The sequence below is a fragment of the Acinetobacter sp. 24-47-47 genome (genome assembly GCF_057737035.1).
In genome coordinates this window covers 789,365-803,592 of the sequence record NZ_CM173216.1, presented here as the reverse complement: position 1 = coordinate 803,592, position 14,228 = coordinate 789,365, and the positions used below count along the sequence as shown (strand labels likewise).

Annotated in this window: 8 protein-coding genes; 4 read left to right on the top strand and 4 right to left on the bottom strand. The window is 38.1% G+C overall.

Features of this window, described 5'->3' with window-relative positions; translation table 11 throughout:
- Window positions 1-11: 11 nt before the first annotated feature.
- Complete coding sequence (greA, locus tag AC1M9E_RS03710) at window positions 12-488, top strand: transcription elongation factor GreA (RefSeq protein WP_035266896.1); 477 nt, start codon at window positions 12-14, stop codon at window positions 486-488.
- Between the two features lie 44 nt (window positions 489-532).
- Here the strand turns inward: greA and AC1M9E_RS03705 are convergent, their stop codons facing one another.
- Window positions 533-1,156 carry an FMN-binding negative transcriptional regulator gene (locus AC1M9E_RS03705; RefSeq protein ID WP_488225039.1) on the bottom strand — a complete coding sequence of 208 codons (624 nt, stop codon included), beginning with the start codon at window positions 1,154-1,156 and terminating at the stop codon, window positions 533-535.
- A gap of 104 nt (window positions 1,157-1,260) precedes the next feature.
- On the opposite strand from AC1M9E_RS03705, the gene AC1M9E_RS03700 reads away from it, so the two are divergent.
- A complete protein-coding gene (locus AC1M9E_RS03700; protein ID WP_481588553.1) occupies window positions 1,261-1,878 on the top strand; it encodes a CatB-related O-acetyltransferase in 618 nt (205 codons plus the stop codon).
- On the opposite strand, the gene AC1M9E_RS03695 is transcribed toward AC1M9E_RS03700, so the two are convergent.
- Window positions 1,861-3,267 carry a KAP family P-loop NTPase fold protein gene (locus AC1M9E_RS03695; protein ID WP_481588554.1) on the bottom strand — a complete coding sequence of 469 codons (1,407 nt, stop codon included), beginning with the start codon at window positions 3,265-3,267 and terminating at the stop codon, window positions 1,861-1,863. The genes AC1M9E_RS03700 and AC1M9E_RS03695 overlap by 18 nt on opposite strands.
- 412 nt (window positions 3,268-3,679) lie before the next feature.
- Here AC1M9E_RS03695 and AC1M9E_RS03690 point away from each other — a divergent pair, with 412 nt between their 5' ends.
- Complete coding sequence (locus tag AC1M9E_RS03690; RefSeq protein ID WP_092765923.1) at window positions 3,680-4,120, top strand: universal stress protein; 441 nt, start codon at window positions 3,680-3,682, stop codon at window positions 4,118-4,120.
- Between the two features lie 32 nt (window positions 4,121-4,152).
- Here AC1M9E_RS03690 and AC1M9E_RS03685 read toward each other — a convergent pair whose 3' ends face one another.
- The gene (locus AC1M9E_RS03685; RefSeq protein WP_481588556.1) at window positions 4,153-4,476 is read right to left on the bottom strand and encodes an MGMT family protein; all 324 of its coding nucleotides are present in this window, start codon (window positions 4,474-4,476) and stop codon (window positions 4,153-4,155) included.
- 105 nt (window positions 4,477-4,581) lie between these two features.
- Here AC1M9E_RS03685 and AC1M9E_RS03680 point away from each other — a divergent pair, with 105 nt between their 5' ends.
- Window positions 4,582-5,544: an alpha/beta fold hydrolase gene (locus tag AC1M9E_RS03680; protein ID WP_092765922.1), complete on the top strand. Its 963-nt coding sequence runs from the start codon at window positions 4,582-4,584 to the stop codon at window positions 5,542-5,544.
- 96 nt (window positions 5,545-5,640) lie between these two features.
- Here the strand turns inward: AC1M9E_RS03680 and AC1M9E_RS03675 are convergent, their stop codons facing one another.
- Entirely contained in the window at window positions 5,641-13,815 is an 8,175-nt protein-coding gene (locus AC1M9E_RS03675) for a BapA/Bap/LapF family large adhesin (protein ID WP_488225038.1), read from the bottom strand.
- Window positions 13,816-14,228 lie beyond the last annotated feature (413 nt).

Here is a 14,228-nt window from a genome sequence, read left to right as displayed (position 1 = left end):
GAGGGACAACTATGCAACGTTATCCTATGACACCTCAAGGCAAAGAAGCGCTTGAGAAAGAATTACACCAACTTAAAACTGTAGATCGTCCTCGCATTACAGCAGCGATTGCTGAAGCGCGTGAACACGGAGATCTTAAAGAAAACGCGGAATACCACGCTGCACGTGAGCAACAAGGTTTCTGTGAAGGCCGTATCCAAGATATCGAAGGAAAATTGGGTGCTGCACAAGTGATTGACGTTAAAGAGCTTGAGCAAAATGGACGCGTAGTTTTTGGCGTGACAGTTACAATTGAAAATTTGGATACTGAAGAACGTAAAACGTATCAAATCGTTGGTGATGACGAAGCAGATTTTAAAATTAACAAAATATCTGTGAACTCTCCTATAGCGCGTGGTCTTTTGGGTAAAAATGAAGGCGATGAAGTTAAGATTACGACACCTCAAGGTGAAGTTGAATACGAAATTGTGAGCGTAGAATATCTTTAATTCTTGATATTTTAGGTTAAAAACCTCTCTGATGAGGGGTTTTTTTATTCTCTTTTTAATTGATTCATTGTTTTTGCTAGATGCACTTTTCCAGCTTCATGAAGCTTCTTAATAACATTACGAAAATCTTTTTCCTCTCTATTTTGACTTAGTTTTGATTTAGCGATGATTCTTTCAATTTTAATTTCAAATACAACCAAATAGTCGAGCATTTCCAGCAAGTAATCTTTTGGTGCATCTGCCATTTTCCAAGCATTTTTACCATTCGTGATACGTTCATGTTGTTGAGTGAGTTGACCTAATACTGCAAGTTTAGTTTTCTGATCATGAAAAAACTGAATATCACCATTAATGTGTACGACTTGATAATTCCAAGTAGGTACTTTTTTGTGATCTTCAAATTTTGAAGGATAATAATTCGGTGAAATATAAGCATCCTCTGCTTTAAAGATGCATAGTATTTGATTATTCAAAATCGAATGATTGAATAGTGTATTCTGCAATGAAACATGTCCTCTCAATGTTTGTTCATCTACTAATATGAGCGGGATATGTTCAGCAATTAACCCTGTTTGGGTCTGTGCGACCAAAGATGCAAGAGGATACTCCTTTATTATTCTATATATTTCTTCAGGTCTATCTTCTCTAAATTCTGTTTCAACAAACATAGCTTTTCCATTCTTCTAATGCTCAATGAATATAAAAGTTTTTATTCAGGATGTAAGTTTTAATTGGTATATAATGCCCTAAAATATTCTCCTTTTATTTCACCATGTCTGAAAAGCTGATCAACTCCCCTATCAATCACTGGTGCGAATTCGAATTTATCTCTAAAACAGTCAAAAATCCGAATATTCATATTAAAGGCAATTACAGTTATTACTCAGCCTATTGGGATCAAGGTTTTGAGCGTTGTGTAGTGCGTTATCTACATGACAAAGCTTCGACACCAGAAAAACCCATCGATCAGCTTTATATTGGTAATTTTGTCTGTTTTGGCGCTGAGTGTGTCATCATGATGGGTGGAAATCAGTTACACCGTACCGACTGGATTTCAGCATTTCCTTTTGATACGCGTAGTTTTGTGCCTGCTGGCGATACTGTCATTGGTGATGGTTGTTGGATTGGTAGTCGTGCCATGATTATGCAAGGGGTAAAACTTGGTGAAGGTGCAGTCGTTGCTACAGGTGCAGTCGTGACCAAAGATGTACCGCCTTATGCTGTCGTCGGTGGTGTACCTGCTAAAATTATTAAATACCGTTTCCCTGAACAAGATATTAAAAAATTGCTTTCTCTTAAGTTATATGACTTAGATGAAAAGCAGTTTTTAAAAATGCGTGAACAGTTGCAGACCGATGATATTGAAAAATTATCAATATTTTTCAAATAGTCCTGTTTTTATATATTGCATCCAAATCGAATTAAAATCCTTAATATCTTTTAATTTACTAATACAATAAGGGCTCAAGAATCTTTGAAGAGTTTGATTTTTATGATCCTGTTGCCCTACAGTCTTAAATCTTTCTTCTATATCTAAAAGTGTTTCATACAAATTGCAAATAATAATGTCATCGATATTTTTTTCGTTCAATAATTGCTGTCGGATAAAATAAGATTTTGTCGTATATCCATTTTTATCGCCGTTTAAATAGTTGAATAAATAATCAATTATCTTATGCAAATAATTAGCTGAAATATTAAAATTTTCATCAAAGATGAAAGCATTTAAAATTAGATTAAGCTTGAAATCATTTGTTCTCAAGAGTGCATATTGATTAATTTTTTTCACCAACTCTCTAGAATTGTATTCTTTGCTAGATTGCAAACTTAAAATCCAAAAAAACAATTCATTTTTAGTATCTACAGATGTTAATTCGCCGATACGATATAACTGCTGTGCTATTACCTCTTCATACAACTGCGTCTTTCCTAAGTTAGGAAATTCAACAGTAAAATCAATAAACTTTGTTAAATATTCTTCACCAAGACTTTCATCATAACCATAGTTATGACAAACCACTTTTGAAAATTGGGTTTTATCCATTACCAAAACAAAAACAATTTTTGGAATGTCAAAAAAATGTTTAATCCTTTCAATTAAACGAATAGCAAAATCAGGTCGGCAACGATCTAGCTCATCAATAATAAATACCAATGGCTTTTCTAATTTTGCAGCAAGTTCAGCGAGCTCTTGCTTAAAATCTTGAATGGTTTGCTTTTCGATATGATGATTTTCAATCTTCTTCTCAATGTGCTCTTTAACTTTATTGGCTATTTCTTCACTTGCTGTGTCATATACATCTTTGCCCTCTTTATAGACCTCTTGTAAAGCTTCACCTGCACCGCCTAGTCCTACCAAATGCAAACCTGCTTTTGCAGCAATTAATGGCATGACAGCCGCCAAAGAAATTAATACCGAAGCAGTCTTAGAGTTAAAATCTTTAATATCAGCATCATCGATCTCATTTACATCGTTCAAAGCATGGCTAATCTCTGCTGCAATCGTCAAAAATGGATCATCTAAATAATCATTGGCGAAAGCATCTAAATAAACAACTTGGTGACTTTGATCTTCTAAATGCTTTTTCCAATGTCTGACAAACCAGGTCTTACCTTCACCCCAACGAGCATCTAAAGCTAGAACAGCACCACAATTTAAGCGATCTACATAACGTTCTAATTGCTCACCTAGACGACGGCGATCCCATAAATCGCCTTCCCAAGCGATTTCAATATTCTCTAAATCTTCATGAATGATATTTACTGGATAATCTTTCATTGTTGTTAAAATTCAGTTGCTTATTTTCCAAATATCTTATCATTATCACTCTTAAAGACATAAAAAAACCCACTCAAACGGAGTGGGTTTTCAAAATATAGTCGCTAAAGTAAGGCTAATACTTTTTTTAATTCTAAATATCAACTCTAGAGTTTATAGAGATCTGAAACACCCATAATTACATCTCTACTCATTACAATACTTTCAAATTGATCTTTTTATGATTCAGTTAATCAAATTTCATTCTTCATAGTTCGTTACTATCTTATATCTCTAAAATTTAAGATAATAAATCAAAAACAATAACTTAATATAAAAAACCATAGATTTACACTTGGTTTTATTTTGAACAATTAAGGTCTATGATGAACTTATACACTTTTAATTAAAACGGTTAAAAAAGGAGAACAACATGAGTTATCAACATATCCTCGTTCCAGTGGATGGTTCAGAAGTAGCACTCAACGTCGTTCAGCATGCTGTTGATTTGGCTAAAGCATTTAACAGCAACATTACTGTTGTTCAAGTGATGACACTCGATCCCTATATCGCAGCAGAATATCTCTCAGATGGGCAGTCGAATCTTTTAATAGAACGAGCACGAAAATTTATTGAAGATAACCTAGCTCAAGCTAAAGCAAAGTTTAATGAATATGGAGTAGACGTAGAGACTAAAATACTCGAAGGAGAAAGTATTCACCGCACAATAATGAAGTCAATTGATGAGCTTAATATTGATCTGATTGTTATCAGCTCGCACGGTCGCTCAGGATTCAAGAAATTAATTATGGGCAGTGTCGCACAAAGCCTCATCACTGAAGTCAATGTACCTGTTTTTGTCGTAAAGCAATAATAACTGATAGCTCCGTATACCATCATACGGAGCTACTCGAACCATCCAAAAACTTTAAAATCTATTTTGCCATTGTTAAACACAATACCCTCTTTAAGCAATCTAGCTTGCTGGCAATTAAAACCTTGATCATCCAAACGCAGATGACTAATTTTACCTTGCGCATTAATGACACGATGCCAAGGCAAGTCGCTACTCACATCTAATTGATTCAAAACACGACCAACCAAACGGGCATGTTTAGGCAGTCCTGACATCGCAGCAATTTGACCATAACTGGCTACTTTCCCATAAGGAATTTGTGATACTGTGGCCAAGATCAACTGTGCCATTTCCGCTGATACTGATCGATTCATCAATAATTGACCTATAGTTTATCGGATGATTGATTTGAGCAAATGCATTTCATAACAGACTCACTTAATCTAAATTTGCACAATAACAATACACAGAGAAATACAATGAAAAGGATATTTTCACACTTACTTGCTGCTTCAATTGCAGTCGGTACAATCTCTATTACATCGACAACTCAAGCCGCGCCAAGCAGTATAAATATACAAAATATTTTACAACAAGAACGTGCTTGGGCTGGACTGAATACCAAGCGCATTAAAGTCTCCGACATCGATTGGGCTTACAGTGAAGGTGGAACCAAAGGCAAACCAGTACTTATGCTTGTTCATGGTCTTGCAGGCAGTCGGGATAATTGGAACCGAGTCGCTCGCTATCTGACACCACATTATCACGTCATTATCCCTGATTTACCTGGACAAGGTGATAGTAAAGTAGCTGCAGATTTTGATTATTCAATTCCAAATCTAACCGAAAAATTACGTCGCTTTGCGGAAGCCATTCATGTTGATCAAAATCTAAATGTTGCCGGTCACTCCATGGGCGGTGCTGTAGCATTACTTTATGCTGCGCAGTATCCAATCGATACTAAATCATTACTACTCATTAACAGTGCAGGTGTATTTAAATCTGCCAATACGCCTTACTTAAAAGACCCAAACTTACTCAAAAATTTTATCGTTTCTAAACCTGGAGATTTTGATCGATTATTTAAAATTGCTACGCAGCAACCTCCATTTATACCGAACGAACTGAAAGTCGAACAAGAAAAGCTCATGATATCCAATGTTACGAATAACACGAAACTCGTTGAGCAACTTATTCTCATGTCCAAATCATTTACACCTGAAACATTTGCGCTAGCTGCTCGTTCAATCGATCAACCAACACTCATCATTTGGGGAGATCGTGATCAAATTATTAATGTAGAAGCTGCAGCTGAACTGAAAGGATTACTGAAAAATGCTCAAGAGCCTATCATCTTAAAAGGTGTAGGTCATACACCAATATTGGAACAAGAACAAATCCTCGTACAACATTATTTAAATTTTCTTAATCTACTCAAATAAGTTATAGACAATGAATGGGACATTTTAAATGTCCCATTTTTTTTATTCTTGAATAAAAAAAGAGGAACCGAAGTTCCTCTTTTTCACATTAGTCTATTAGAACAACAAGTGGTTTTTGTTCAACAAGTCTTGAAGTGAAACATCAGTATTGTTGAAAGTAATTAGGTCAACCTTGTTATAAGTTGTACCTGCGCCATCACGATCAATACTTAACTTCGTATTGTTTCCGTCTTTCTCGACAAAGATGAATTTATCAATGTTTTGAGCAGTTGCACTATCAGATAACAACTCAGAAACATCAATCTTCACATTGCTGCCTAATTGGAAGTCATTGATTGTGTCAACGCCGTTACCACCGTTATGGCTGTTGTCATTTAACACATTAAAGATCAACTTATCCAAACCTTTAGCAGAAACTGTTTCATTCAAGTAAGTAGAATTAAACTTACCTGCTGTTTCATTCGCCAATGCATCAGCATCATTCGCGTTTGCTTCTGGTGTGAATTTGCTCCAAGCCAATGGTGAACCTGATTTAGAATCAATTTGAAGTACTAATTGAGCTGTATCAGACTTACCAGTTACAGGATCAGTAATCGTGTATTTAAATACATCCGTTTTACCAATCGCGTTAAGGTTTGCATTTGGCTTATAAGCATATGTACCGTTTGCATCAATAGTTAATGTACCAAACTCGCCTTTAATTGTTGTTGCACCATTAATCGCAACACCATTTACAGCTTTCACAACAGCACCGGCAACTACAAGATCTTTACCATGTACAGCATCAAGATCAGTAATGACATTACCCTTCGCTTCAGTGATTGACTTCACAACAGGCGTTGTACTTGTATTAGTTTCTTTAATTACTAAATTAGTCTGTACATAACCTGGTAAAGAAGCAAGGTTACCATTACTCATTTCTATGCAATATTTACCTGCAGGTAAATCTTCTAAATTGATATGAGCAACTTCTCCAAATAAGCCGATGAAATCAAATAATCCTGCAGATTTATTATTGGCAATTGGTACCCACTTACCAGAACTATTTTGCTGGTAAAGAACAATTGATACTGAGTCTAATAATGTTCCCCATGATGCTGATTTTACTTGAAGCTGCACATCTGCAGTTTTGTTTGCACCAATTGTAAACTCTGTAGCACCACTTGTTTTACCAATCGCAAAACCGGCGAAGCCAATCAACCAATTATAAGAAATTGCATCTTTAATGAATTTCTCTGTAACAGGATACTCGTATTCAATACCAGCTTTAGCAACATTATCAATGGCATCCAACGGAATGTTTGGAGCAGTCACTTGACGTGGTGCAGATTCACCCGCTACATCAGAAGCGGTCACAGATACATTTTGTCCATCATTCAAACTTGGTATCAACTTAATTGAGTAGTTTCCATTGCTATCCGCAGTGGTTGTACCAATCACGTTGTTGTTTGCATCTTTTACTTTAACAGTTGATAAAGCTTGTGCAGTACCTGTTACTAATGAACCATCTGCATTAAATGTTGCCGTTGGAGCATCTGGAGGAGTTACATCCAAATCGAAGCCGATGCTTGATGAAGGACCGATATTTCCAGCTTCATCAATCGCTTTAGCTTCAACGATAATTGTACCTTCTGGTAAATTATTGTTGATTGGATATGTCCAATTACCATTTTGATCAGCAGGAACAAGTGCAGAATCAATAATTCGACCTGTAGAGTCCTTAATCACTAATTCGACAGTAGTATTCGCTTCAGCTTTACCTGTTAATACTGGTTTCAAGTCACTTGGATCTGTAATTGGATTAATAATCACAGCATCAGGAGCTTGAGTATCAACTGTTAATTGCTGAGTTTCAGTTTTTTTGTTCTTAGCTAAATCAGTAGATGTTACTTCAACTGTGTAATTTCCATCCGCTAAATCTCTTGGCGGTGTAAATGTCCAATTGCCTGAGCTATCTACAGAAGCTGGTGCATCTACAACAGTATTTCCATTCTTATCTTTAATCACGACTTGAACTTTAGAATATTGTTCAGTTGAACCAGAAATTGCTGGAGTAGTATCGTTTGTAGGATATAACTCTTCAACTGACAAATCAGGTGAAAGTGTATCTACACCAAATTTTAAAGAAACTGTACGGCTAGTATTACCAGCAGCATCACGTGCAGTGGCTACAAGTGTATATATACCATCTGCTAAAGGTTCTGCTGGTTTATAACTCCAACGGCCTGCAGACAACACTGCTAAACCACTAGATACCACAGCACCGTTAGCATCTTTAATCTCTACAGCAACCTCTTTAGGATTATTTACTGTATTACCACTAATCGTACGTTGTGGATCATTAGTATAATTAATACTTGGATCAACCGCCGTTACTTGAGATGCTGTTACTACTGGTTCAGCAATAAATAATGAGCGTGCAGCGAAAGCAGAGAATGCAGCAATTTGAGGCTCAGCAGCTAATGATACTGCCTGTACAGATGCAGCTTCACTCACATCCCATGCAGCTTCTTCATCATCCCAAGGATCGATATCTAACCAAGGATCATTATCATCTTCCCACGGATCAATATCGATATCTGGTGGTGTCAAGTCGATTACAAAATCTTGTTCAGTTGGATTACCTACGTTTCCAGCTTCATCTTTAGGAGTAGCTTCGATTTTGTAGTCACCTTCTTCCAACTCAGCTTCTGGTTTATACGACCATTTACCATCTTCTCCAACTTCAACAGTGGCCTTCTCTTCGAAGCCATCTGGACCGGTGATCACGATATCCACTAGCGAACCTTTCTCACCTGTTCCTGTAATTTCAGGTTGAGGATCATTCGATTCGAAATCATCACCACCAATTGGATCAATAGTAATGTCAGAAGGAGGTGTTGTATCAACTTCTAACTGTTCTTTAGAAGTATCACCTTTGTTACCCGCTTTATCAGTCGGAGTTACTTCAATATCGTAATGACCTTCTGGTAATTCTTCAGTCGGTGTATACGTCCAGTTACCTTCTGGATCAACTTCTGCTTTACCTTCAGAGACAATTTCACCGTCTTTGTCTTTGATCACAACATCAACTATCGCTCCTGGTTCTGTTTTACCAGTAATTTCAGGAGTGGTATCGTTTGTTGGCTTAAGCTCATCGATGGTTAATTCAGGCGCTACGGTGTCAACCTCGAAGCTCTCTGGCTGAGATTCACCTGTGTTACCTGCTTGATCTGTTGCTTTTGCAACTACGTCATATTCGCCATCTGCCAATTCAACTGATGGTGTATATGTCCATGTGTCACCTGTAACTGTCGCTGGACCTTCTGCAACAACTTGACCGTCTTTGTCTTTAACAACGACATTTACTGTTGTTCCTGGTTCAGTTGTACCTGTGATTTCTGGTGTTGTATCGTTTGTATCCGCAATTGGATCAATTGTTACATCGGTATCAGATGGTGCAGTTGTATCTACAGTTAATTTACCATCCGCAGTTTCAGTAGCAGTATTACCCACCGCATCTTTCGCTTCAGCTTTAACTGTATATTCACCTTCTGGTAATTCTTCAGTCGGTGTGAACGTCCAGTTACCTTCTGGATCTACAGTCGCATCACCTGTTGCTACAGGGTTGCCATCTTTGTCTAAGATTTCAACTTTTACTGTTGCACCTGGCTCAGTCTTACCTGAGATTGTTGGTGTAGTATCGTTTGTTGGCTTAAGCTCATCGATGGTTAATTCAGGCGCTACTGTGTCAACCTCGAAGCTCTCTGGCTGAGATTCACCTGTGTTACCTGCTTGATCTGTTGCTTTTGCAACTACGTCATATTCGCCATCTGCCAATTCAACTGATGGTGTATATGTCCATGTGTCACCTGTAACTGTCGCTGGACCTTCTGCAACAACTTGACCGTCTTTGTCTTTAACAACGACATTTACTGTTGTTCCTGGTTCAGTTGTACCTGTGATTTCTGGTGTTGTATCGTTTGTATCCGCAATTGGATCAATTGTTACATCGGTATCAGATGGTGCAGTTGTATCTACAGTTAATTTGCCATCCGCAGTTTCAGTAGCAGTATTACCCACCGCATCTTTCGCTTCAGCTTTAACTGTATATTCACCTTCTGGTAATTCTTCAGTCGGTGTATACGACCAGTTACCTTCTGGATCTACAGTCGCATCACCTGTTGCTACAGGGTTGCCATCTTTGTCTAAGATTTCAACTTTTACTGTTGCACCTGGCTCAGTCTTACCTGAGATTGTTGGTGTAGTATCGTTTGTTGGCTTAAGCTCATCGATGGTTAATTCAGGTGCTACTGTGTCAACCTCGAAGCTCTCTGGCTGAGATTCACCTGTGTTACCTGCTTGATCTGTTGCTTTTGCAACTACGTCATATTCGCCATCTGCCAATTCAACTGATGGTGTATATGTCCATGTGTCACCTGTAACTGTCGCTGGACCTTCTGCAACAACTTGACCGTCTTTGTCTTTAACAACGACATTTACTGTTGTTCCTGGTTCAGTTGTACCTGTGATTTCTGGTGTTGTATCGTTTGTATCCGCAATTGGATCAATCGTTACATCGGTATCAGATGGTGCAGTTGTATCTACAGTTAATTTGCCATCCGCAGTTTCAGTAGTAGTATTACCCACCGCATCTTTCGCTTCAGCTTTAACTGTATATTCACCTTCTGGTAATTCTTCAGTCGGTGTGAACGTCCAGTTACCTTCTGGATCTACAGTCGCATCACCTGTTGCTACAGGGTTGCCATCTTTGTCTAAGATTTCAACTTTTACTGTTGCACCTGGCTCAGTCTTACCTGAGATTGTTGGTGTAGTATCGTTTGTTGGCTTAAGCTCATCGATGGTTAATTCAGGCGCTACTGTGTCAACCTCGAAGCTCTCTGGCTGAGATTCACCTGTGTTACCTGCTTGATCTGTTGCTTTTGCAACTACGTCATATTCGCCATCTGCCAATTCAACTGATGGTGTATATGTCCATGTGTCACCTGTAACTGTCGCTGGACCTTCTGCAACAACTTGACCGTCTTTGTCTTTAACAACGACATTTACTGTTGTTCCTGGTTCAGTTGTACCTGTGATTTCTGGTGTTGTATCGTTTGTATCCGCAATTGGATCAATCGTTACATCGGTATCAGATGGTGCAGTTGTATCTACAGTTAATTTACCATCCGCAGTTTCAGTAGCAGTATTACCCACCGCATCTTTCGCTTCAGCTTTAACTGTATATTCACCTTCTGGTAATTCTTCAGTCGGTGTGAACGACCAGTTACCTTCTGGATCTACAGTCGCATCACCTGTTGCTACAGGGTTGCCATCTTTGTCTAAGATTTCAACTTTTACTGTTGCACCTGGCTCAGTCTTACCTGAGATTGTTGGTGTAGTATCGTTTGTTGGCTTAAGCTCATCGATGGTTAATTCAGGTGCTACTGTGTCAACCTCGAAGCTCTCTGGCTGAGATTCACCTGTGTTACCTGCTTGATCTGTTGCTTTTGCAACTACGTCATATTCGCCATCTGCCAATTCAACTGATGGTGTATATGTCCATGTGTCACCTGTAACTGTCGCTGGACCTTCTGCAACAACTTGACCGTCTTTGTCTTTAACAACGACATTTACTGTTGTTCCTGGTTCAGTTGTACCTGTGATTTCTGGTGTTGTATCGTTTGTATCTGCAATTGGATCGATCGCTACATCTGTATCAGTTGTATCTACAGTTAATTTGCCATCCGCAGTTTCAGTAGCAGTATTACCCACCGCATCTTTCGCTTCAGCTTTAACTGTATATTCACCTTCTGGTAATTCTTCAGTCGGTGTGAACGACCAGTTACCTTCTGGATCTACAGTCGCATCACCTGTTGCTACAGGGTTGCCATCTTTGTCTAAGATTTCAACTTTTACTGTTGCACCTGGCTCAGTCTTACCTGAGATTGTTGGTGTAGTATCGTTTGTTGGCTTAAGCTCATCGATGGTTAATTCAGGTGCTACTGTGTCAACCTCGAAGCTCTCTGGCTGAGATTCACCTGTGTTACCTGCTTGATCTGTTGCTTTTGCAACTACGTCATATTCGCCATCTGCCAATTCAACTGATGGTGTATATGTCCATGTGTCACCTGTAACTGTCGCTGGACCTTCTGCAACAACTTGACCGTCTTTGTCTTTAACAACGACATTTACTGTTGTTCCTGGTTCAGTTGTACCTGTGATTTCTGGTGTTGTATCGTTTGTATCCGCAATTGGATCAATCGTTACATCGGTATCAGATGGTGCAGTTGTATCAACTTTAAATGAGCCATTAGATGTCGCTTCACCAACGTTACCAGCTTTATCTTTCGCTTCAGCTTTAACTGTATATTCACCTTCTGGTAGTGCTTCAGTCGGTGTATACGACCAGTTACCTTCAGGATCTACAGTCGCATCACCTGTTGCTACAGGGTTGCCATCTTTGTCTAAGATTTCAACTTTTACTGTTGCGCCTGGTTCAGTCTTACCATTAATTTCAGGAGTTGTATCACTAGTATCTTCTAGAGGATCGATTGTAATTTCCGGATCGATTGTATCAACTTCAACCGTAGTTTTAGCAGGTTGACTTACATTTCCTACCGCATCACGAGCTGAAGCCTCGACACTATATGTACCATCTGGTAACGCTTTAGATGGCTTATATGTCCAGCTACCATCGGCTGCAACATTCACAACTGCAGATTGAACAACCTTGCCAGCCGCATCCTTGATTTCAACACGTACTTGTGTTGCACCATCTTCAGTTTTACCTTTAAAGGTAGGCGCATCAATGTTAGTAAGTGGTAACTCTTCAATCGTTACTTTAGGTGGAGTAATATCCACAGTAAAGCTTGAAGTAGCGAATTTACTATTACCAGCCGCGTCATATGCTGTCGCTTCTAGTTTATAGTCACCTTCAGCTAATGTTACAGGTGATTTAAACTGCCATTTACCGTTGGTCACTATAGCAGGACCTTCTGCGATAATCTTACCTGAACTATCGCGAATCACTACTTTTACGCTCTCACTATCTTTAGTGGTTCCCGTAAATGTAGGAGTTTGATTTTTAGTTGTAGTCACTGGATTATTCTCCGATTCCGAAAGAGTATTTGCGATTGCAGCGATTGCAAAAGTTGATTGATTCGTTGCTGTATCCCAACCCTCAGGTTCAGGATCAGTAGGGATTGGATCGATGTCTATGTCTGGAGGAGTTAAGTCAACATTGAATTCTTGTTTTTCTTCTTCACCTTTATTTCCTGATTTATCAATAGGCGTTACGATAACTTCGTATTTACCTTCATCCAGGTTTTTCTCAGGTGTATATTCCCATTTACCATCTTTATCAACAGGAACAGTTTCTTTATCAACCACGTTCCCATCTTTATCTTTAATTTCTATTTCAACATTAGATTCTGGCTCACCTTCACCTGATAATTTAGGTGTTTCTGAGTTTGTTTCACCCTTATTTCCAATTTCATCAATAGTGATGTCTGATGGTGGGACAGTATCAAGCGTGATTGTCTTAATCGGTGATTTATCACTTTCTTGACCACTTACAGTTTGTGTGACAGAAAGCTCATAGATACCATCTTTTAAATCTTGATCAGGTGTAAAACTCCAATCACCATTAGACAATGCAACCGTCTCACCAATTAGTTCATCGCCATTATAGATTTTGATGATTGCACCAGGTTGAGCTCCAGAACCTTTGATTTCTGGACGAGCATCATTTGTTACACCACCATCAGCAACTTCACCGATATGCTCTGGTACATCATCAATGACGATTGGTGCATTTAATAATGCATTTGGCTTTGGCTGAGGGTTAGGCGTAGGATTAGAGTCAGAACCATTATCTGCGACTGCCGCAATTGCACCAGCTGCACCAGCACCAATTAACCAAGGGAGAATACCACCGATAAAATCATCGGAATAAAGAAGAGGTTCGATTTCTTCGATTGGGTAATACAGAATTGTTTCTGCAATTGAGCCATCTTCATTGGTAAATTTAACCCAATAAAGTTGACCACTTTCATCTTGGAATACGAGGCTGTTATCAGCAAATGAAGGATTGAAATAGTTTTCAATCACAATCACTTCACCATTACGCAAATTGATTAGAGCATTATTATTATCACGAGTGATTGAAGCTACATCATCTTTAGATACTTGAACGACAACTACAGAGTTTTCGTTAAGCCCCACTTGACTAGAGTTGACATTCTCTAATACCTGATGACTCTCTTTAGATATTACGGAGATATTAGCCATGGTAAATTCTCACTTATAAATTTTATTTTTATCGATCTTTCTACATCTAAGATACAAAAAAGATAGACACTATTATCTATAAGTGAGATTTATATCACATTTTTAAGATTTAATGCGAATAGATTTTACGTCTTTTATCAGCTTTTTGTAACCGCTCATCCACAATCAAAATATATCTTTTATTTACAAATACTTATGACATAAGAATTAATATGTTTACTTACTTTTAGGATATTACAGGTCACCAAATTTCAAAGGCTTACTTATCATAATTTCTGCTATATTTAGCTTAACTACATACGGTAACTTGCTCACCTAACATTTTAATGTTAGTAAACTAGTATACTTTTCATTTTATATTGAAAATTAATACTTACTTTTTAGTAAGTTAAGAAATAAAATTTGCTTTAAAT